Origin of the sequence: Cellulomonas avistercoris (assembly GCF_014836445.1) — a bacterium.
Classification (GTDB): domain Bacteria; phylum Actinomycetota; class Actinomycetes; order Actinomycetales; family Cellulomonadaceae; genus Cellulomonas; species Cellulomonas avistercoris.
On sequence record NZ_JACSQV010000002.1, the window covers coordinates 308,456 to 328,564 of the forward strand.

At 75.9% G+C, this 20,109-nt stretch carries 18 protein-coding genes and 1 tRNA gene; 6 read left to right on the forward strand and 13 right to left on the reverse strand.

Translation table 11 applies throughout. The features are described from left to right. Positions 1-28: 28 nt before the first annotated feature. Together H9657_RS03675 and H9657_RS03680 are read left to right on the forward strand one after the other, a co-directional pair. Positions 29-1,444, forward strand: a complete 1,416-nt coding sequence (locus H9657_RS03675) for a hypothetical protein (protein WP_191780434.1) — start codon at positions 29-31, stop codon at positions 1,442-1,444. A 52-nt stretch (positions 1,445-1,496) separates the two neighbouring features. Then, positions 1,497-1,841, forward strand: coding sequence for a hypothetical protein (locus H9657_RS03680; protein WP_191780436.1), 345 nt, complete (start codon positions 1,497-1,499; stop codon positions 1,839-1,841). A 27-nt stretch (positions 1,842-1,868) separates the two neighbouring features. Here the strand turns inward: H9657_RS03680 and H9657_RS03685 are convergent, their stop codons facing one another. The 11 genes from H9657_RS03685 to H9657_RS03735 form a co-directional block, all read right to left on the reverse strand. Then, positions 1,869-2,588 carry a LiaI-LiaF-like domain-containing protein gene (locus tag H9657_RS03685; RefSeq protein WP_191780438.1) on the reverse strand — a complete coding sequence of 240 codons (720 nt, stop codon included), beginning with the start codon at positions 2,586-2,588 and terminating at the stop codon, positions 1,869-1,871. Between the two features lie 53 nt (positions 2,589-2,641). Continuing rightward, positions 2,642-2,851: a hypothetical protein gene (locus H9657_RS03690; protein ID WP_191780440.1), complete on the reverse strand. Its 210-nt coding sequence runs from the start codon at positions 2,849-2,851 to the stop codon at positions 2,642-2,644. Between the two features lie 172 nt (positions 2,852-3,023). Continuing rightward, positions 3,024-3,096, reverse strand: a tRNA-Thr gene (locus tag H9657_RS03695). 78 nt (positions 3,097-3,174) lie between these two features. Continuing rightward, positions 3,175-4,698, reverse strand: a complete 1,524-nt coding sequence (locus tag H9657_RS03700) for an alpha/beta hydrolase (RefSeq protein WP_191780442.1) — start codon at positions 4,696-4,698, stop codon at positions 3,175-3,177. Between the two features lie 109 nt (positions 4,699-4,807). Then, positions 4,808-5,944 carry a DNA polymerase III subunit delta' gene (locus H9657_RS03705; RefSeq protein WP_191780444.1) on the reverse strand — a complete coding sequence of 379 codons (1,137 nt, stop codon included), beginning with the start codon at positions 5,942-5,944 and terminating at the stop codon, positions 4,808-4,810. After that, positions 5,941-6,636: a dTMP kinase gene (tmk, locus tag H9657_RS03710; RefSeq protein WP_191780763.1), complete on the reverse strand. Its 696-nt coding sequence runs from the start codon at positions 6,634-6,636 to the stop codon at positions 5,941-5,943. Before tmk ends, H9657_RS03705 begins: the two co-directional genes overlap by 4 nt. 73 nt (positions 6,637-6,709) lie before the next feature. Continuing rightward, on the reverse strand, positions 6,710-7,723 hold the full coding sequence (locus H9657_RS03715) for a Gfo/Idh/MocA family protein (protein ID WP_191780446.1): 1,014 nt from the start codon (positions 7,721-7,723) through the stop codon (positions 6,710-6,712). 78 nt (positions 7,724-7,801) lie between these two features. Further along, a complete protein-coding gene (locus tag H9657_RS03720) occupies positions 7,802-8,626 on the reverse strand; it encodes a hypothetical protein (protein ID WP_191780449.1) in 825 nt (274 codons plus the stop codon). A 152-nt stretch (positions 8,627-8,778) separates the two neighbouring features. Beyond that, a complete protein-coding gene (locus tag H9657_RS03725; RefSeq protein ID WP_318241259.1) occupies positions 8,779-9,726 on the reverse strand; it encodes a hypothetical protein in 948 nt (315 codons plus the stop codon). 255 nt (positions 9,727-9,981) lie between these two features. Next, positions 9,982-12,711 (reverse strand): type I DNA topoisomerase, encoded by a 2,730-nt coding sequence (gene topA / locus H9657_RS03730; protein ID WP_191780450.1) that lies wholly within the window; start codon positions 12,709-12,711, stop codon positions 9,982-9,984. A 114-nt stretch (positions 12,712-12,825) separates the two neighbouring features. Next, on the reverse strand, positions 12,826-13,788 hold the full coding sequence (locus H9657_RS03735) for a phosphatase PAP2 family protein (protein WP_318241260.1): 963 nt from the start codon (positions 13,786-13,788) through the stop codon (positions 12,826-12,828). Positions 13,789-13,949: 161 nt separating this feature from the next. Between H9657_RS03735 and H9657_RS03740 the strand changes: the two genes are divergently transcribed. After that, on the forward strand, positions 13,950-14,702 hold the full coding sequence (locus H9657_RS03740; RefSeq protein ID WP_191780454.1) for a response regulator transcription factor: 753 nt from the start codon (positions 13,950-13,952) through the stop codon (positions 14,700-14,702). A gap of 9 nt (positions 14,703-14,711) precedes the next feature. Here H9657_RS03740 and H9657_RS03745 read toward each other — a convergent pair whose 3' ends face one another. Continuing rightward, positions 14,712-15,527, reverse strand: coding sequence for a hypothetical protein (locus H9657_RS03745; protein WP_191780456.1), 816 nt, complete (start codon positions 15,525-15,527; stop codon positions 14,712-14,714). 122 nt (positions 15,528-15,649) lie between these two features. Between H9657_RS03745 and radA the strand changes: the two genes are divergently transcribed. Beyond that, positions 15,650-17,071, forward strand: coding sequence for a DNA repair protein RadA (gene radA, locus H9657_RS03750; protein WP_191780458.1), 1,422 nt, complete (start codon positions 15,650-15,652; stop codon positions 17,069-17,071). A 44-nt stretch (positions 17,072-17,115) separates the two neighbouring features. After that, positions 17,116-18,192 carry a DNA integrity scanning diadenylate cyclase DisA gene (gene disA, locus H9657_RS03755; RefSeq protein ID WP_191780460.1) on the forward strand — a complete coding sequence of 359 codons (1,077 nt, stop codon included), beginning with the start codon at positions 17,116-17,118 and terminating at the stop codon, positions 18,190-18,192. Between the two features lie 66 nt (positions 18,193-18,258). On the opposite strand, the gene H9657_RS03760 is transcribed toward disA, so the two are convergent. Further along, positions 18,259-18,891, reverse strand: coding sequence for a hypothetical protein (locus tag H9657_RS03760; protein WP_191780462.1), 633 nt, complete (start codon positions 18,889-18,891; stop codon positions 18,259-18,261). Positions 18,892-19,130: 239 nt separating this feature from the next. Here H9657_RS03760 and H9657_RS03765 point away from each other — a divergent pair, with 239 nt between their 5' ends. Continuing rightward, positions 19,131-20,021 carry an A/G-specific adenine glycosylase gene (locus H9657_RS03765; protein WP_191780767.1) on the forward strand — a complete coding sequence of 297 codons (891 nt, stop codon included), beginning with the start codon at positions 19,131-19,133 and terminating at the stop codon, positions 20,019-20,021. The last annotated feature ends 88 nt before the right edge of the window (positions 20,022-20,109 follow it).

Below are 20,109 nucleotides of genomic sequence, written 5' to 3' on the forward strand. Positions count from 1 at the left end.
GGCGGCGGTGCACGCCGATGATCCCGGCATGGACAGCCTCTCGCCCGCGCTCGCGGCGAGGTCCGCCGACTTCGCGATCGCCCGCCCGCTGACGCCCGGTGAGTCCGCCCACCTCGACCGGCTGCGGGACTGGCTGCGCGGCGACGGCACCGACGCGAGCGACGCCGCAGCCCTCGACGCCCGGTGGGAGCGCCTGCTCCAGACGCACCCGCCGCAGGTGCCCGCGCCGGCCGGTGTCGCCGCCGCGATCGGCATCGCCGTGGGCGACCTGCTCGTGGCGTCCGTCGCCGACGCCGTCTGGCGGATGTGCCCCGGACCGGAGGGTGCCACCCCCGGCGTCCTGCTGCTCGACCGCCCGCACATGCCCGTCCTGCCGGTGCTCGACGCGCACGCGCGCTGGCGGGTGCGCTCCTCCGGGTGGACCGTCGACTACGTCCAGCGCGCGGCCGCCCACCTCCGGTCGGGACGCCCCGAGGTCCCGACGCCGCACGCCTCCCCCGAGGCGGAGGCCCCGACCGGGCACGCCGACGCGGACGCGCCCGTCGCCGCCGGACCGGCGTCCGCCGCGGACGAGACCGAGCAGCCCGAGTCCCCCGTCGCGCCGACGTCGGGGGCCGTGTGGGTCCCGACGTTCGTCGCGGACCCGACCCCGGAGCCCGAGCCGGAAGCCGCCGCGTGGACCCCGACCCTCGTCGAGAACACCGGCCCGGACCCCGAGCCCGAGCCCGCCGCGTGGACGCCGACGTTCGTCGAGAACGCCACCCCGGAGCCCGCGCCCGAGAGCGCAGCGTGGACCCCCACCTTCGTCGCGGACACCACCCCGGAGCCCGCGCCCGAGACCGCCGCATGGACCCCCACCTTCGTCGCGGACACCACCCCGGACCCCGAGCCCGAGACCGCCGCATGGACCCCCACCTTCGTCGAGAACACCACCCCGGACCCAGAGCCCGAGACCGCCGCACCCGCGCCGTGGGAGCCGACGCCCGCGACCACCGCCTACCCCACGCCGGGACGCGGCATGCCCGTGTCGTCGCAGCAGGCGCTCACCCCGGAGGACCTGCCGCACCGCCCGTCGGAGCGCGTCCAGGACCTGGCGCTGCGGGCCCTGGAGCTGGCGCTCGACCGTGCCGTCCGCGACGCCTCCGGCTGCGCGCCGTTCGTGCTGGTGCGTGAGGGCAACGACGTCGAGGTCATCGACTTCGTCCACACCGACGCCGGGGTCGCGCAGGCGCGCGACGCCGCACGCGGCGGCGGCTACACCGCCGCTGCCGTCGCCTGGACGAGCCCCGCCGACGCGTCGCGCCCCTACCCGCGCGTCGTGGTCGACGCGTCCTCCGCCGGTCGCCCGGGCATCCGCGTCGCGCACTCGTTCGTGCACGACGAGCTCGGTGGTCACGAGGTCGGCGGACCGCAGGTCGTCGGGCAGTCGGCGCCCGTCCTGTAGCGGTCGGCGCCCGTCCTGCAGCGGTGTCGGCGGCCGGTCCTACGCTCGTGGCATGACCGAGCGGAGCACGCCGGAGCACGCAGCCGCCGAGGCGCGCCTGCACGCGGTGTCCGCGGCGTTCGCGGACCTGCCCGGCGTCGTCCTGCCGGCTGCCGGCCGGCGGCACTTCGGCACCGCGACGCTGCGCGTGCACGGCCGGATCGCCGCCTTCACGCCGCAGGACCGTCTGGTGGTCAAGCTGCCCGCCGCGCGCGTCGCGGCACTGCTCGCGTCCGGTGAGGGCCTCGCGTTCCCGGAGGACCGCCCGCCGATGCGCGAGTGGGTCGCGATCGTGTCGGACGACGCACGCGTGTGGCACGACCGGCTCGCGGAGTCGCTCGCGTACGTCGGCGGCTGACGCGCCGCCCACGGGGTCAGACCGGGCTCAGACGGGCGCGTCCTCGATCCTCGGCTCGGCGCTCGCGTCGGCCTTCTGCTTGCCGTACCGGACCTCGGCGCCCGCCATGATGCAGACGATCCGCACGTCGAGCACCGGGCCGCCGCCCACGGGCGGCTCCGTCTTGTTCTCCCAGCCGCCGAGCAGCGGCAGCCCGGTCGTGCGGACCTCCCACGTGCGCGGCACCTTGATGTCGACGCCGCCCCAGAACGTGAAGACGTCGATGCGGGCGCTCCCCTCGATGTCCGCGTCCCGCAGGTCGAGGTCGACCCCGCCCATGATCGCGGTGAGGCTCGCGGAGCGGAACCGGCGCGAGCGGCTGCGTCGCTCCGCACCCCACCAGAAGGCGATCGCCGTGATGCGGTCCTCCTGGTCGCTGCGCGCGGCCGCGCCGAACGTGATGCCCAGCCCGATGAGGATGATCGCGACCGGCCACAAGTAGTCCCAGACGCTCACGTCCAGCACGTCGAGCCGGTCGAGCAGCAGCACCACGCCCGCGGCCGTGATGACCGCGGGCCCGAACCACGCCCGCGGCACCAGCAGCAGCGACGTCACACCGACGAGCACGACGAGCAGCGGCCACAGGGTGCTGGCGAGGGTCCCGAGGTCCACGTCGACCACGCCGCTGCGCTCGAGCAGCAGCACCACCCCGACGAGGACCACGAGCACCCCGACGAGCACCTGACCGAGCGAGCGGCGAGCCTCCATGCCGTCAACCTAGCGGGCGCGCCGTCGCGCCGTCGCGGGTCGACGGTCCCGCGTCAGGACACCCCGGCGGACGCGGGGTGCTCGACCGCGGGGTGGTCGACGCAGGTCGTCGCCGTCCGCACGCACTGCGGGCACGGCTCGCAGTCCTGCCGGCCCTCGACCTTGTCGAACCACGGGACCGCGCGACCTGCCGGGCAGTCGTCGTCCTCGTGGTAGACGTGCACCGCCGTGCTGCGCGCGGAGTGGTACGGACGAACTCGCATGTCGGCCTCCTTGCCGAGACGCCATGCCCCGCCTGGGGGGCCGTCTACGCAGGCTATGGAGGACGCCGACCGTGGACCAGGGACCGAGGTCCGGGGGTCGGCGGGCGACACCCGTGCCCCGAGACGACTCTGCGGCCCCACCCCGAGGGGTGAAGCCGCAGGCCACATGCTGAGCCGCCTTGGGGAATCGAACCCCAGACCTTCTCATTACGAGTGAGACGCTCTGCCGACTGAGCTAAGGCGGCATCGCCGTCCGGGCGCGGAGGACCGCGGTGGATCGGCGAGCGCGCCCACTGTACCCGGCGCACGCCCCGACTCCAAAGTCAGCAGGTCGTGCCGTCCGCCGGGGCCTCGCCCGTCAGGAGGTAGGTGTCCACCGCGTCCTTGACGCACGCGTTCGACCGCCCGTACGCGGTGTGCCCCTCACCCTCGTAGGTGAGCAGCACGGCCGAGGACAGCAGCTTCGAGAGCGACTGCGCCCACGCGTACGGCGTCGCCGGGTCGTTGGTCGTGCCCACCACCAGGATCGGCGCGGCGCCCGGCGCCTCGTAGGACTCCAGCGAGCCGGCGGCCGGCACCGGCCACTGCGCGCACGACACCCCGCCGTAGGAGAAGAACTGCCCGACCGTCGGCGCGACGGCCGCCACCTCGGCGGCGTCCGCCCGCATGTCGGCGGGGTCCGCCGAGGGCCGGTCGTCGAGGCACAGGATCGCGGAGAACGCCTCGTTCTGGTTCGTCGCGTACGTGCCGTCGGGCGCGCGCCCGTAGTAGCTGTCGGCGAGCTGCAGCAGGACCGAGCCGTCGCCGGCGTCGATCGCCTTGGTCAGCGCCTGGGTCAGCAGCGGCCAGCTGGACTGCGTGTACAGGGCTGCGGCGACTCCGCTGAACGCGAGGGACGACGTGAGCTCGCGGTCCGTCCCCGTCGGCAGCGGGTTGGCCCGCACCCGATCGAACATGCGCGCGATCTGCGAGAGACCCGCGTCCACGTCACCGTCCAGGGGGCACGACGCGCCCGCCTGGCAGTCCGTCACGTAGGCCCGCAGCGCGCTCTCGAACCCGGCCGCCTGCCCCGCCGCGACCTGCCCCGAGTCCAGCGTCGGGTCCAGCGCACCGTCGAGGACGAACCGGCCGACGCGCTCGGGGAACAGCGCCGCGTACGTCGCGCCGAGCTCGGTGCCGTACGAGAAGCCGAGGAACGTCAGCGCCTCGTCCCCGAGGGCCGCGCGCAGCACGTCCATGTCGCGCGCCGCGCTGGCCGTGTCGACGTGCCCCAGCAGCGGGCCCGTGCGGTCCAGGCACGCGCGGCCGAACTCGCCGTTGCGCTCGATCGCCTCGGCGATGCCCTCGTCGGTCGACCAGTCCGGCACCCACGCCGTGAGCTCGTCGAGCCCGGCGGGGTCCACGCACGTCACGGGCGACGAGTGCTGCACACCGCGCGGGTCGAACGCGACCAGGTCGTAGGTCGCGAGCACGTCGCGCGACACGATCTGGCGGAAGAACCCGATCGTGTCGATCGCGGAGCGACCCGGGCCCCCGGGGTTGACCAGCAGCGAGCCGACCGGCGACCCACCCGACGCGGGAGCGCGGCGCAGCGCGATCGTGATCGTGTCGCCACCGGGGTCCTCCCAGTCGAGCGGCACCGTGGCGTCGGCGCACTGCTCGTCGCCGCAGGTGGTCCACTCCAGGACCTGGTCGTAGTAACGGGCGAGCGCGGGGTCTGAGGTCGCGGACGACGACGCGCCCGCGGTCGGGGACGAGGCCTGGTGCTTCGGCGCGACGCATCCGGTCAGACCGAGCACGACGAGGGCGACGAGGGCGCACCGGCGCAGGGCAGGACGCGTCGGCATGCGTCTACGGTATCCGCCCCGGCGGCCGGATCCGGGCAGTCCCGGCCCGCACGGGCGGACGGATCGCGGCACGACCGCCCGCGACCGGCATCGCGGGACGGGTTCGGCGTCAGCCCTGCGGCCGCAGCGCGATCGCCATCGCCTCGACCGCCAGCAGCGGCGCGACGTTGCCGGCCAGCCGCGTGCGCGCCTGACCGACGGCGTCCATCCGGCGCAGCGTCTGCTCCGGCGTGCTGCCGGCGGCGAGCGCACGGACCTCGTCCTCCTGCTCGACGTTGACGAGGTCGACGCCGGCACCGAGCTGCACGACGAGCACGTCGCGGTACAGCGACAGCAGGTCGACCATGGCCCGGTCGAGCACGTCGCGCTGCGCGCGCGTCGCGCGGCGCTTCTGCTCCTCCTCGAGCTGGCGCACCTGCGCCCGCAGCGACGGCGGCAGCGTGTGGGCGCCCTCGGCACCCATGCCGCGCAGCAGCTCGTTGCGCTCGGCGGCGTCGCGCTCCTCCGTCGCCGCCTTCGCGTCGGCCTGCGCCGTCTCGACCAGCTCCCCCGCCGCCAGCACCGCGTCCCCGACGCCGCGCACGCGCGACGCCAGCGACAGCACCGCCGACCGGCGCTCACGCGCCTGCGGGTCGCGCGCGAGCCGCCGCGCGATGCCGATGTGGCTCTGTGCCGCCCGGGCCGCGACGTGCGCGGTCCGCGCGTCGACGCCGTCGCGCCGCACGAGCAGCTCGACCACCGCGTCGACGGGCGGCACGCGCAGCGCGACGGACCTGCTGCGCGAGCGGATCGTCACCAGGACGTCCTCGGGGCTGGGGGCGCACAGCAGCCACACGGTGCGCGGCGGCGGCTCCTCGACCGCCTTGAGCAGCACGTTGGCGCTCTGGTCGTTGAACCGGTCGGCGTCCTCGACGACGATGACGCGCCACCGGCCCTGCGAGGGCGAGCGCTGCGCGAGCTCCACGAGGGGACGCGTCGCGTCGACGCGGATGAAGACGCCCTCGGTCGCGACGAGCGTGACGTCCGGGTGCGCGCCCGACAGCACGGTCGTGCACGCGTGGCAGGTCCCGCAGCCGCCGGCCTCGCACTGCAGCGCGGCCGCGAAGGCGCGCGCCGCGTTGGAGCGGCCCGACCCGGGCGGCCCGGTGAGCAGCCACGCGTGGGTCATCGCCGACGGGTCCTCGACGGCCCGGCGCAGCACCGCGACCGCGGGCTCCTGCCCGACCAGGTCGTCCCAGACGGTCACGCCGCGCCCCCCGCGGGCACGGCGGACGCCGCCGCGCCCGCGTCGGCACGCGGCCCGAGCAGCGGGGCGAGACGCTCCCGTACCTGCGCGGCGACGACCTCCGCCGGCTGCGACGCGTCGACCACCAGCCACCGGGCCGGGTCGGCCGCGGCGCGCTCCAGGAACGCTTGACGCGTGCGCCGGTGGAACTCGTCACCGGCCGACTCGAGCCGGTCCGGGTCACCCGTGAGCCGCGCCAGACCGACCGCAGGGTCGAGGTCCAGCAGGACCGTGACGTGGGGCAGGAGGCCCTGCACGGCCCACAGCGAGAGCCGCTCGACCTCGGCGGCACCCAGGCCGCGACCCGTGCCCTGGTAGGCGACGGAGGAGTCGAGGTAGCGGTCGGTGAGCACGACCGCGCCGCGGGCCAGCGCCGGCCGCACGAGCGACGCGACGTGGTGCGCGCGGTCCGCCGCGTACAGGAGCGCCTCGGTGCGGGGGTCGAGGTCCTCGCCGTGCAGGATCGCGCGCCGCAGCTCGAGCCCCAGCGGCGTGCCGCCGGGCTCGCGCGTCACGACGACCTCGCGCCCCAGGGACGCGAGGTGGTGCCCGAGCAGCGAGACCTGCGTCGACTTGCCGACGCCGTCGCCGCCCTCGAAGGAGACGAACACGCCGCCCGGCGCGTCCGGTCCGGGGACCTCGGCGACGGGCAGGACGTCGGCGGCGGGGGCGGTGCTCACCGCGTCAGGCTAGCCGCCACCGCCGACACGTCCGCACCGTCGCACGTCAGGCCGGCTGCTCGCCCGGGTACACCACGCCGACCTGGCGCCGGATCTCGTCGAGGGTCGTCATGACGTCGAGCGTGCCCTGCCACGTCATCAGCGGGCTCTCGGTCTCCCCGGCCGCGACGCGGCGCGCGACCTCGGCGGCCTCGTACTGCAGCCCGCGCGCGGCGGGCAGCTCGAACGTCCACTGCCGGCCGTCGCGCCGTGCGAGGCGGAACGACGTCGGCGCGTAGAACGGGCCGGCGACGCGGATGTAGCCCTCGGTGCCGGAGATGGACGACGTCGTCGGCGTCCGCGACCACAGCGTCGTGTTCAGCGTCGCCTGCGTCCCGTTGCCGTAGTCGAGGATCATCGAGACCTGCCCGTCGACGCCCGTCTCGGTGAGCTGCCCGAACGCGTGCACGCCCTGCGGGACGCCGAGGAAGTCGTGCGCCCACGACACCGGGTAGACGCCCAGGTCCAGCAGCGCACCGCCCGCGAGCTCGGGGTCGTACAGCCGGCTCGTCGGGTCGAAGGCGAAGTAGTGGCCGTGGTCGGCCCGGACGTTGACGATGTCGCCGATCTCGCCCGAGTCGATCACCTGGTGCAGCGCGGCGACGTGCGGCAGGAACCGCGTCCACATCGCCTCCATGACGAACACGCCCGCGGCGCGGGCGGCGTCGAACACCTCGCGGGCCTCGGCGGTGTTGCGCGTGAACGCCTTCTCGACCAGGACGTGCTTGCCCGCGGCGATCGCGAGCAGCGCGTGCTCGCGATGCTCCGAGTGCGGGGTCGCGACGTACACCGCGTCGACCTGCGCGTCCTCGACGAGGTCGCGGTAGCCGACGTGCGTCGTCGGGATGCCGTGCGCCGTCGCGAACCGCTCGGCACGGTCCCGGTTGCGCGAGCCCACGGCCACGAGCTGGGCGCGCGTGAACTCGCGCACGGAGTTCGCGAACTGGCTGGCGATCCCGCCGGCGCCGATGATGCCCCAGCGGATCGGCGGGGCGGTACGGGGGTCCTCGGTGCGAGCCATGGCGCCAACCTAGCGTCCGCCGGGGAGAGCGTGCAGACCGTGGCGCGCACGTCGCCCACCGACGGTCCCCTCGGTGCGTCAGCCGCCGGCCGCCGGGCCCTCGGCCGCGGCCGTGAACGCGAGCGCCGTCGTCGTGGCGGTCGTGGCCGCACCCCCGGGCACGTCGCCTGCGACCTGCACCTGGACGAGGAGCGCGTCGCGCACCGCCCACACGTAGGCGTACGAGACGGGGTCGGACGCCGGCTCACCGGTCCGCGTGAAGGCGGCCTCGTCGCGGCTCACGACGGTGGCGGTCCACCCCGGTAGGTCGAGCCCCGTGACACCCGCACCGCTGATGACGCGGCGCGGCGTGTACGTGCCGCCCTCGAGGTCCTCGGCCGGGATCTCCTGGTCCGTCGCCCAGCCCTCCTCCTCGGCGACCCGTGCCGCGTAGACCGCGGCCGCGGCGCCGGCGTCGGCGAGCTCGTACACCTCGACGACGCGCGCGGCGCCGCCGGCGACGGGCAGGACCACCTCGTCGCCCGGTCCGTGCGCGAAGCCCGTGAGACTCGCAGCGCGCAGCGCCTCCGCGATCTTGGTGCCGCAGGCGGCCGAGGGGGACGTGGTCATCGCTTCGTCACCGGTGACCGACGGCTCCCCCGTCGGGCCGGCGAGCGCTCCCTCGTCCGGCGAGCCGGGGGCCGGCACCTCGCAGGGCTGCACGTCCGCAGCGGGCACGAGGTCGCGCGTCAGGGCGGCGACCGCGTCCTCGAACGCGAGCGCCGGGACGGCCGTGGGCGTCGGTGCGGCGGTCGGGGACGGCGCGACGGGAGCAGGGCCGCCCGTGCACCCGCCCAGCAGCAGGGCCGCCACGGCGAGCAGGCAGCCTGCGGGGAACACTCCGGTGACCGCATCACGTCGCACGCACCCATGGTGCCGGACCCGGTCCGCACGGCGCCGTCCGCCGCGCCCGCACCCCCCGACGGCCGTCCCACCCCAGCCCCTCGTCGAGACCGGCCTGGTTCGTTCTCCGACGCTCGTTGCACGACCCGGCCCGGTCTCGACGACCGCGCGTCTCACGGGGCGGACGCCGTGAGGTGGCGACGGACCTCGACCGGGACGAGTCCGCGGTCCACGTCCGCGGCCGTGAACCGCAGCAGGAGGGCTCCCGTGGCGAGCACCGCGTTCTGCCGCGTGCGGTCGCGGTACAGCGCCTGCGGGGTGCCGTGGGGTCCCGCGCCGTCGATCTCGACGACCAGCAGCCGGCGCGTCGCGAGCCACCAGCCGAGGTCGCCGCGTGCGACGACGCGGCCCGACCTGTCCCGGACCGGCACCTGCACGTCGTGCGGCGGCACGCCGGCGTCGACGCACTGCAGCCGTGCCCGCGTCTCCAGGGGTGACTCCGCGCGGCCGTCGACGAGGTCCCACCAGCCGGCGGCGCGGCGGCACCCGCGGCGCCCGGCCAGCAGCGACCGGACGAGCGCGAGGTCGGCGCACGGCAGCAGCCCGAGGTGCACGGCCGAGTCCAGGACGGCCACGGCGGAGTCCCGCGGGAGGCCGCCGACCGCGTCGGCGAGGGCCTGCGCCACGGTGCAGGCGCGCGCCCCGCCGACGCGCACCACAGGCTGGGGATCGACCCCACGGACCAGGATGCCGCCACCGGGGCGCCGGTGGCTCCCGTCCGGCAGGGCCGCCTCCGGGCGGATCCGGCGGGGCAGCCCGTGGACGCCGTGCAGCGCGAGAGCGCAGAGGCCCGTCGCGACGGCCCGGTCGGGTCCGAGCGCCAGCAGCGCGAGCCAGGCGGCACGGCGACGGACGTGGTCCGGACCCCGGTCCAGCTCCGGCAGCAGCGCGGCGGCGTCGTGGACGCCGCGGACGACGGGCACCAGCACGCCCGCGCACCGCAGCGTCTCGCGGCGCTGGGCCGTCACCCCGGCGGCATCACACTGCCGGGAGCCGAGGAGCCCCTCCTGGCGGACCGCGACCCGCAGCAGCGACGGGGGCGGAGGGCCGGGCGTTCGCACGTCGTCAGACCACCACGACGCGGAACGCGCCCGTGAGCGCACCCGCGGACCGGTGGACGCGACCCCCACCGGCGGGCCCTGTGGTCGGCTCACGGCCGGTCACCTGGCCCGACCGACCCTCGCTCCACCCCGACACCCACCCTCCGGGACGGGAGCCCGGCGAGACCGGTCCTGGTCGTCTTCCGGGGCCGTGTCGACGACCCAGGCCGGTCTCGGCGCTGGATTCTGCGGGGCCGCGGGACGGTGCCGAGCCCGTCAGCGCTTCGCGGGGGCCTTCTTGCGGGTCGTCGCCGGCTTGCGGGCGGCCGGGCGCTTCTTGGCCGGCCCGGCGGCGCGCTTCTCCGCCAGCAGCTCGACGGCCTGCTCCGGCGTGATCGACTCCGGGGTCACGTCGCGCGGCAGCGTGCGGTTCGTCTCGCCGTCGGTGACGTAGGCCCCGAAGCGGCCGTCCTTGACGACGATCGGCTTGCCGCTCGTCGGGTCGTCGCCGAGCTCGCGCAGCGGCGGCGTGGCGGTCTGGCCGCGGCCCCGCTTGGGCTGCGCGTAGATCGCCAGCGCCTCCTCGAGCGTGATGTCGAGGAGCTGCTCCTCGGACGCGAGCGTCCGCGAGTCGGTGCCCTTCTTCAGGTACGGCCCGTAGCGGCCGTTCTGCGCCGTGATCTCGGCACCGGACTCCGGGTCGACGCCGACGACCCGCGGCAGCGAGAGGAGCTTCAGCGCGTCGTCGAGGGTGACCGTGGCCAGCGTCATCGACTTGAAGAGCGACCCCGTCCGCGGCTTGGGGGCCGCGGCCAGCGCCTTCTTGCGCGCGGCGGCCGACAGGCCCGGGTCGAGCTCGGGCTCCGGGAGCACCTCGGTGACGTACGGCCCGTACCGGCCGTTGCGCGCGACGATCTGCGTGCCCGTGGCGGGGTCCGTCCCGAGCACCTTGTCGCCGTCGGGCATGGTGTCGAGGAGCTCGCGCGCCTTCTCCACCGTCAGCTCGTCCGGGGCCATGTCCTCGGGCACCGACGAGCGGCGCGGGTCGTCGTCCGGGCCCTCGCCCGGCGCCTCGAGGTACGGGCCGTAGCGCCCGACGCGCAGCGTGATGCCGTCGCCGATGTCGATCGAGTTGACCTCGCGCGCGTCGATCTCGCCGAGGTTCTCGACGAGCCCGCGCAGGCCGCCGGTCTCCAGGGACTGCGACCCGTCGCCGAAGTAGAACTCCGTCAGCCAGTCGACGCGACCGCGCTGACCTGCGGCGATGGCGTCGAGGCCCTCCTCCATGCCGGCCGTGAAGCCGTAGTCGACGAGCCGGTCGAAGTTCTCCTCGAGCAGGCGCGTCACCGCGAACGCCAGCCACGTCGGCACCAGCGCCTGGCCGCGGTTGGTGACGTAGCCGCGGTCCTGGATGACGCCGATCGTCGCGGCGTACGTCGAGGGGCGGCCGATGCCGCGCTCCTCGAGCGCCTTGACGAGCGACGCCTCGGTGAAGCGCGGCGGCGGGGACGTGCGGTGGCCGTCGGCCGTCAGGTCGGAGCCCGTCACCGGGTCGCCCTGGGCCATCTGCGGCAGGCGCGCGTCGTCCGAGCCCGCCGCGGCGGCGGCCTCGGCCTCGTCGTAGCGCCCGCGGTCGCGGCCCTCCTCGTACGCGGCGAGGAACCCGCGGAACGTGATGACCGTGCCGGACGCGGAGAACACGGTCTCGACCGGGCCGTCCGGGGTCGTCGCCGTCGCCGCGAGGCGCACGGACGCGGTCTGCCCGCGCGCGTCCGCCATCTGGGAGGCGACCGTGCGCTTCCAGACGAGCTCGTACAGCTTGAACTGGTCGCCCGACAGCTCGCGCGCGACCTGCGCGGGGGTACGGAAGTGGTCACCGGCGGGGCGGATGGCCTCGTGGGCCTCCTGCGCACCCTTCGCCTTCGACGTGTACAGGCGCGGCTTGTCCGGCACGTACTCGGAGCCGTAGAGCTCGGCGACCTGGCGGCGCGCGGCGTCGATCGCCTGCGTCGACAGCGCGGGCGAGTCGGTCCGCATGTAGGTGATGTAGCCGTTCTCGTACAGCGACTGCGCCGTGCGCATGGCCTGCCGCGAGCTCATGCGCAGCTTGCGCGACGCCTCCTGCTGGAGCGTCGAGGTGGTGAACGGCGCGGCGGGGCGCCGCGTGTACGGCTTGGTCTCGAGCGACTGCACCACGAACGCGGCACCGTCGAGCCCGGCGACCAGTGCGTTGGCCCGGTCCTCGTCGAGCGTCACGGTGTCGCGGCTCTTGAGCGTCCCGCGGTCGTCGAAGTCGCGGCCGCTGGCCACGCGCGCTCCCCCGACGCCCGTCAGGCGCGCCGAGAACGTCGGCTCTCCGTCGTCCGCGACCGCGAAGGTGCCGGTGACGTCCCAGTAGTCGGCGGGGACGAACGCCATGCGCTCGCGCTCACGCTCGACGACGAGCCGCGTCGCCACGGACTGCACGCGCCCGGCCGACAGGCCCTGGCGGACCTTGCGCCACAGCACGGGGCTGACCTCGTAGCCGTAGAGCCGGTCGAGGATGCGGCGGGTCTCCTGCGCGTCGACGAGCCGCTCGTCCAGCTCGCGCGTGTTCTCCAGCGCCCGCGCGATCGCCTCACGGGTGATCTCGTGGAACACCATGCGCTTGACCGGGATCTTCGGCTTGAGCTCCGCCAGGAGGTGCCACGCGATGGCCTCGCCCTCGCGGTCCTCATCGGTGGCGAGGTAGAGCTCGTCGGACTCCTTGAGGAGCTTCTTGAGCTCGGCGACCTTCTTCTTCTTGTCCGCGTCCACGACGTAGTACGGGACGAACCCGTTGTCGACGTCGACGGCGAACTTGCCGTACGGGCCCTTCTTCATGTCCGCGGGCAGCTCGGAGGGCTGTGGGAGGTCGCGGATGTGCCCGACGGACGCCTCCACGTCGTAGCCCTCGCCGAGGTAACCGGCGATCGTGCGCGCCTTCGCGGGGGACTCCACGATGACGAGCTTGCGACCTGCAGACATCTGACCGGCCTTCCGTGCCGTGGGCTGTGGGATGTGTGTGACGACGGTGTCGTGGCGAGCGCGGCGCCCCACGACGCGTGGACCCCACTTCCGAGGGGACTCTACGTCCTGGCGTCAAGCCGACGAGGACGGCGCCTCGTCCCGCGACCCGGCCGCGTGCCGCAGCAGCAGCATGACCGCGAACGTCAGGGCGCACGCCGCGACGACGCCCGCGACACCCCCACCGTAGGCCAGGAGCTCACCCGCGCGACCCGCGGCGGCGGCCCGGTTGGCCCAGGTGCGCGTCAGCAGCACGACGGCCGTGACCCCCGCTGCCACGCCGAGCACGACGAGCGTGAGCGCCGTCCGCCGCGTGCGGACCCACCCCGGGTCCCCGCGGTCGACCCTGCGCAGCATCGCGGTCGCGGTCCCGGTCGGACCGGGCCGCGCCGCCATGGCGCCGCACACCAGCGCCGTCCAGCAGAGCACGACGAGGGCGCCGGCGACGACGTCCGACGGCCGGTGCCACTGCCCGACGAGCGTCGAGATGCCCGTCAGCGCGGTGTACCCGCCGCCGAGCACCGCGACCAGCGGACGCGCGCGCGGCGGGGCGACGAGCAGGAGGCCGGCCGCCACGGACCCGGCGGCGGTCGTGTGGCCGCTGGGCAGGGTGTTGCCGTAGTCGGCGCCGACACCCAGCACGGGCCGGTCCAGCACCCACTCCTTGAGGATCCGGGTGGTGAGGTTCGCGCCCCCGACCAGCACGGCCACCTGGATCGCGAGGGAGAGCCGGCGCCGCACCAGGGCGACGCCCGCGGCGACGAGCAGGCCGCCCGCGACGAAGCCCACGGAGACGACGTCGAGCAGCGGCGCGGCGACGCGCCACAGCTGGCCCTGGCCGATCTCCGCGCCGTCGAGCGCGGCGTCCTCGACCCGCTGCCCCGCCCACGTGTCGACGAACACGCGCCACAGGAGCAGGACCCCCGCGAGCGAGGCGACGGCCACGACACCGCACGCGACGACGACCCAGCCCCGCGCACGCGCTCGACGCGGCGCGGTCGGTTCCGGGTCGACCGGGACGTGGAGGCCCTCGTGCACCGTCACACGGTAGGGCAACCCGGGCGGCGTGCGTGACCGCGGCCCGGGTCCGGCGTCCACCACCCGGACGTCGAGCGGCTCCGCGCCGCACGTCCTCGCCGCCCAGCCAACTCACAGGTCCGCTCCAGGCGCACCACAGGACCGCTGCTCAGCCTGGTCGCATGACGACGACAGCACCCGCCCGTCCCACGTCACGCCGTCCCGACTCGCTCACGCGCGCCGACGGGAGCCCGCTGCGGGTCCTCGTCGTCGACGACGAGGTGAACCTCGGTGAGCTGATGTGCACCGCGCTGCGCTACGAGGGCTGGGAGGTCCGGCACGCGCTGTCGGGCCACGACGCGGTCGAGCTGGTCGGCACGCTGGAGCCGGACGTCGTCCTGCTCGACCTCTCCCTGCCGGACATGTCGGGCCCGGAGGTGCTGCGGCGCATCCGCGCGGCCCGCCCGCAGGCGCCCGTCCTGTTCCTGACGGCGCACGACGGCGTCGAGGACCGCGTCCCCGGGCTCACGGCCGGCGGCGACGACTACGTCACCAAGCCGTTCGGCCTCGAGGAGGTCGTCGCGCGGCTGCGCGGCATGCTGCGGCGCGCGGGAGCCGTGGGCCAGCGGCCGGACGCGCTGCTCGTCGTCGGCGACCTGCGGATGGACGAGGACAGCCACGAGGTGTGGCGCGGCGACGACCCCATCCGCCTCACCGCCACGGAGTTCGAGCTGCTGCGCTACTTCATGCGCAACCCGCGGCGGGCGCTGAGCAAGGCGCAGATCCTCGACCGCGTGTGGCAGTACGACTTCGGCGGGCAGGCGAACATCGTCGAGCTGTACGTGTCCTACCTGCGCCGCAAGATCGACAAGGGCCGCGAGCCCATGCTGCACACGCTGCGCGGCGTGGGCTACGTGCTGCGGCCCGCGGGCTGACGCGCGGTCCTACAGCGCGTACGCCCGGTAGACGTCGAGCACGTCCGCCAGCGGGGCCGTCACCTGGAACACGGCCGTGCCGTTCTGCCACACCGCGACGCCCGTGCCGTCACCGGCGTCGACGACCGTGAACGTCCCGACCGGCGCACCGCCGACGGTGACGTCACCGCTCTGCGGCAGGTCGGCCTCGGGAGCCGCGGACGCGCTCGCCGTGGGCGCGTCGGCCGCGGGTGCCGTGGGCAGCCCCGCGGAGATCTGCTGCAGCAGCGCGGTCGCGTCCTCGGGCGTCTCGAGCTGGGCGGCGCGCACGGTCAGGGTGCCGCCGTCGCCGTCGGTGAACGTCTCGGTGTAGGCCTCGAGCGCGCCCGCACCGATCCGCTCGGCGTCCTCCTGCGAGGACTCGAGCGCGTACTGCAGGACCGTGGTGGGCAGCGCGGACGCGAACGCCGTGGTGGCGGTGCGCGCCGCGGGCTGGGCGGCGGGCGTCGGCACGGGAGCGGTGACCGTGGACGCGGCGGGCGTCGGGGACGCGTCACCACCGCTGCGGTTGACCAGGACGCCGACCACGACGCCGATGACGACGACCGCACCCACGCCGGCGGCCACGGGCAGGAGCCACGCGGGGCGACCCGGGCGCTCGCCGGGCTCGCGCTCGGGTGCGGGTCCGGCAGGGTCGGACGCGGCGGGGGTGGCGGGGTCGGCGCCCCAGCCGGTCCAGCCGCTCGCGGCACCGGGGTCGCCCTGCGGGGTGACGGCGGGTCGGTGCGTCGGTCCGGTGGCGCCGGGCCGCTGCTCGGGCTCGCCGGGTCGTCCCGTGTCGCTCATGGCGGGCAATCCCCTCGTGTCGCGCGGACCGGCTGCTGCCGGACCACGGGGCAGCCTACCGAGCGCGCGGTGCCGGGTGCGGCGGGTCGGGGTTGTCGGTGGCGGGCCGTACCGTGCGGGACGTGAGCCAGACGACCACGCGCCGTGCCCGTTCCGGGGGCGAGCGCCCCACCGAGCGCCCGGCGTTCCGCTGCACCGAGTGCGGCTGGACCGCGACCAAGTGGGTCGGCCGGTGCGGCGAGTGCCAGGAGTGGGGCTGCGTCGTCGAGGACGCGGGCCCCGGCTCCGGCGGCCCCCGGACGATCGCCGTCGCGCCGACGCGCAACCCCGCGCGCCCCATCGAGGAGATCGACGTCGACGCGGCCGCGGCCCGCCCCACGGGCGTGGACGAGCTGGACCGTGTGCTCGGCGGCGGCCTGGTGCCCGGCGCGGTCGTGCTGCTCGCGGGCGAGCCGGGCGTGGGCAAGTCGACCCTGCTGCTCGACGTGGCCGCACGCGCAGCCCGCACCGGGCGGCGCGTCCTGTACGTCACCGGCGAGGAGTCGGCCGCGCAGGTGCGGCTGCGTGCGGGCCGCATCCACGCGCTCGCGCCCTCGCTGCTGCTGGCCGCGGAGACGGACCTCGGGACCGTCCTCGGGCACGTCGAGAGCGTCGACCCCGACCTGCTGGTCCTCGACTCGGTGCAGACGTTCACGTCCGCGCAGGTGGAGGGATCGCCCGGCGGGGTCTCGCAGGTCCGGGAGGTCACGGCCGCGCTCATCACCGCCGCGAAGTCGCGCGCGCTGCCCGTCGTGCTCGTCGGGCACGTCACCAAGGACGGGTCCGTCGCGGGGCCGCGCACGCTCGAGCACCTCGTCGACGTGGTCTGCCAGTTCGAGGGCGAGCGCCACTCGCGGCTGCGGCTGCTGCGCGCCACCAAGAACCGCTACGGCCCGACCGACGAGGTCGGCTGCTTCGACCTGTCGGAGCACGGCATCGTCGGCCTGGCGGACCCCTCGGGGCTGTTCACGTCGCGCCTGGTCAGCGACGTGCCGGGGACGTGCCTGACCGTGACCCTTGAGGGCCGGCGCCCGCTCGCGGCGGAGGTGCAGGCGCTCGTGGCGCCGAGCGTCGTGCCGAACCCGCGGCGCACGACGAGCGGCGTCGACGGCAGCCGGCTCGCGATGGTCCTCGCGGTCCTGCAGCGCCGCCTCGGCGCCCGCCTCGCCGACCAGGACGTCTACGTCTCGACGGTCGGCGGGGCGCGCGTCGTCGAGCCCGCCGCGGACCTGGCGCTCGCGCTGGCTGCCGTCAGCGGCCGCGAGAACGTCGCCGTGCACGCCGGGCTCGTGGCCATCGGCGAGGTCGGCCTGGCCGGGGAGATCCGGCCGGTCCCGGGCGTGGGCCGGCGCCTGGCCGAGGCGGCCCGGCTCGGCTGCACGCGGGCGGTCGTCCCCTCGGGGACGCTCGAGGAGGTCACCGTGCCCGACGGCCTGCGGGTCGTCGAGGCCCCGGACCTGGCGGCGGCCGTCCTGGCGGGCCTCGCCCCGTCGGGCGACGCGTGAGTGGCGGCTCGGACAACTCGACACGCCACCGATACGATCCAGGGGTGCCCCACCCGCACCATCCCGACGACCTGCTGAGGTCCACGCTCTTCGCCGTCGCGCCCGGAACCGAGCTGCGCGACGGTCTGGAGCGGATCCTGCGCGGCCGCACGGGCGCGCTCATCGTGCTCGGCATGGACGCCACGGTCGAGTCGCTGTGCTCCGGCGGGTTCGTCCTCGACGTCGAGTTCTCCGCCACGCGCCTGCGCGAGCTCGCGAAGATGGACGGTGCGGTCGTCATCGACCCGATCCGCGACCGGATCGTGCGGGCCGCCGTGCAGCTGCTCCCGGACCCGTCGATCCAGACGTCGGAGTCCGGCACCCGGCACCGCACGGCCGAGCGCGTCGCCAAGCAGACCGGCCTGCCCGTGATCTCGGTGTCCGCGTCGATGCGGATCGTGGCGCTGTACGTCGGCGAGCAGCGGTACGTGCTCGAGGACTCCACGACGATCCTGTCGCGCGCCAACCAGGCGCTCGCGACGCTCGAGCGGTACAAGGCACGCCTCGACGAGGTCAGCGGCACCCTGTCCGCCCTGGAGATCGAGGACCTGGTCACGGTGCGCGACGTGTCCGCCGTCGTGCAGCGCCTCGAGATGGTCCGCCGGATCTCGGACGAGATCGCGGGCTACGTCGTCGAGCTCGGGACCGACGGCCGCCTGCTCACGCTGCAGCTCGACGAGCTCGTCGGCGGGGTCGGCACCGAGCGCGAGCTCGTCATCCGGGACTACGTCGACACCTCGCGCCGCACGATCGAGGCGGTCCCGGACGCCCTGGGCGAGCTGGACTCGACCCAGCTGCTCGACATCTCGCACATCGCCCGTGTGCTCGGGCTGCCCGGCGGCGGCGAGGCCCTGGACGCGGCCGTCGGCCCGCGGGGCTACCGCCTGCTGTCGAAGGTGCCGCGGCTGCCCGGCCCGGTCGTCGACCGCCTGGTCGGGCACTTCGGCGGCCTGCAGAAGCTGCTGGCCGCGACGATCGACGACCTCATGGCCGTCGACGGGGTCGGCGAGCAGCGGGCCCGCTCGGTGCGCGAGGGGCTGTCGCGGCTCGCGGAGTCGAGCATCCTCGAGCGGTACGTCTGACGCGGTACGTCTGACCTCTGACGCCTGACGCGCGCCCCGCCGTGCGGACCGCGGCCGGCCGTGGCCTCAGCCGAGCCCGAACACCGCGGCGGGCGAGGTCGCGCCGCCGACGGTCACCGCGACCGAGTAGGTGCCCGCGCCGGGCGTGGGCAGCCCCCCGGCGCACCCGGCCGCGGAGCGCTCGCGCGGCCACCCGAGCTGCGTGACGTCCGACTGCCCGCCGGCGAGCAGGAGCGTGCGCGCGTCCGGGTCCGCCGGCACGCAGTCGAGGCTCGACCAGACGCGGTCCTCGCCGGACGTGATGACGACCTCGCGCCGACCGTCGCCCACGTCGACGAGGCACGGCTCGGAGCCGGAGTTGGTGACGGTGACCTCGAACGTCGGGTCGACCCCGGCGGCGAACGCCTCGGCACCGGGTGTCACGGCGAGAGCCAGCTGCTCCGGTGCGCACTCGGGCACGCCGGGCTCCGCGGCCGTCGTCGGCGTGGGCGTCGTCGCGGGGGCCGTGGTGGGGTCGCTCTCCGCGGCGGCCTCGCTGCCCCGGCCCGTCCACCACACGACGAGCACGACGACGACCAGCAGCGGCAGCCCGAGGACCACGAACCGGCGGATCCAGTAGACGCGGGCCGGCGGTCGCGGCGCCGGGGCCGGACGCGCCGGTCGGGGTCCCCGGCCGGTCGGGGGCGTCCGGTCGTTCATGCAGGGACCTCCGGGGTGGGCGTGGTCGGTGTGCGGCCGCGCGTCCCACGGTATTCGGCCGATGCCGGAGCGTCGTGCAGGACGCGCCACACCCGGCGCCGACGCGCCCGGTTTCGTCCCGGCGCCCCGCGACGGCACGATGAGGCGTGCCCGCCGCCCAGCCCGTCGTCCGCGCCGCGACCCCACCCCCGACCGGGGGCGCAGCGGTCGCGGGCCCCGGGGGCGTCGACACCTCGGGCATCCGGGACGACGTCGTCGCGTGGTTCGACGCGCACGCGCGCGACCTGCCGTGGCGGGCGCCGGACCGGACCCCGTGGGGCGTGCTGGTCAGCGAGGTGATGCTGCAGCAGACGCCGGTCGTGCGGGTCGAGCCGGCGTGGCGCGCGTGGCTGGACCGGTGGCCGACGCCCGCGGACCTCGCGGTCGCGCCCACCGCGGACGTCCTGCGCGCGTGGGACCGGCTCGGGTACCCGCGGCGTGCGCTGCGCCTGCAGGAGTGCGCGCGGGCCGTCGTCGAGCGCCACGGCGGCGTGCTGCCGGACGACGAGGACGCGCTGCTCGCGCTGCCGGGCGTGGGCCCCTACACCGCGGCGGCCGTACGGGCGTTCGCGTTCGGGCGGCGCTCGGTCGTGCTCGACACCAACGTGCGGCGGGTCCTGGCGCGGGTCGCGGCGGGTGAGGCCCTGCCGGCGCCGGCGCTGACGGTCGGTGAGACGGCGCGTGCGGCCGCGTGGGTGCCGGCCGACGACGCGTCGGCGGCGCGCTGGGCGGCGGCGTCGATGGAGCTCGGGGCGCTGGTGTGCACGGCACGCTCGCCCCGGTGCGACGCCTGCCCGGTGGCCGACCGCTGCCGGTGGCTGGCTGCCGGGCGACCGGCCGACGCGCACGCGCACCGCCGTCGCACGCAGGCGTGGGCCGGCACCGACCGGCAGGCACGGGGACGCGTCATGGCCCTGCTGCGCGAGGCGCTCGGCCCGGTCCCCCACGCGGCGGTCGCGGCCGTCTGGCCGGACGCCGCCCAGCTCGCGCGCTGCCTGGACGCCCTGGTCGCCGACGGCCTGGTCGTCCACGAGGACGCCCCGGGCGACGCCCCCGACCCCGACGCGGCCACCTACCGCCTCCCCCACTGACGCCGAGCGCGGCACACGACCGCCCAGCGCGGCACCGACGTGTGCCGCGCTCGGCCGACGTGTACCGCGCTCGCGAGGTGCGTGGCCG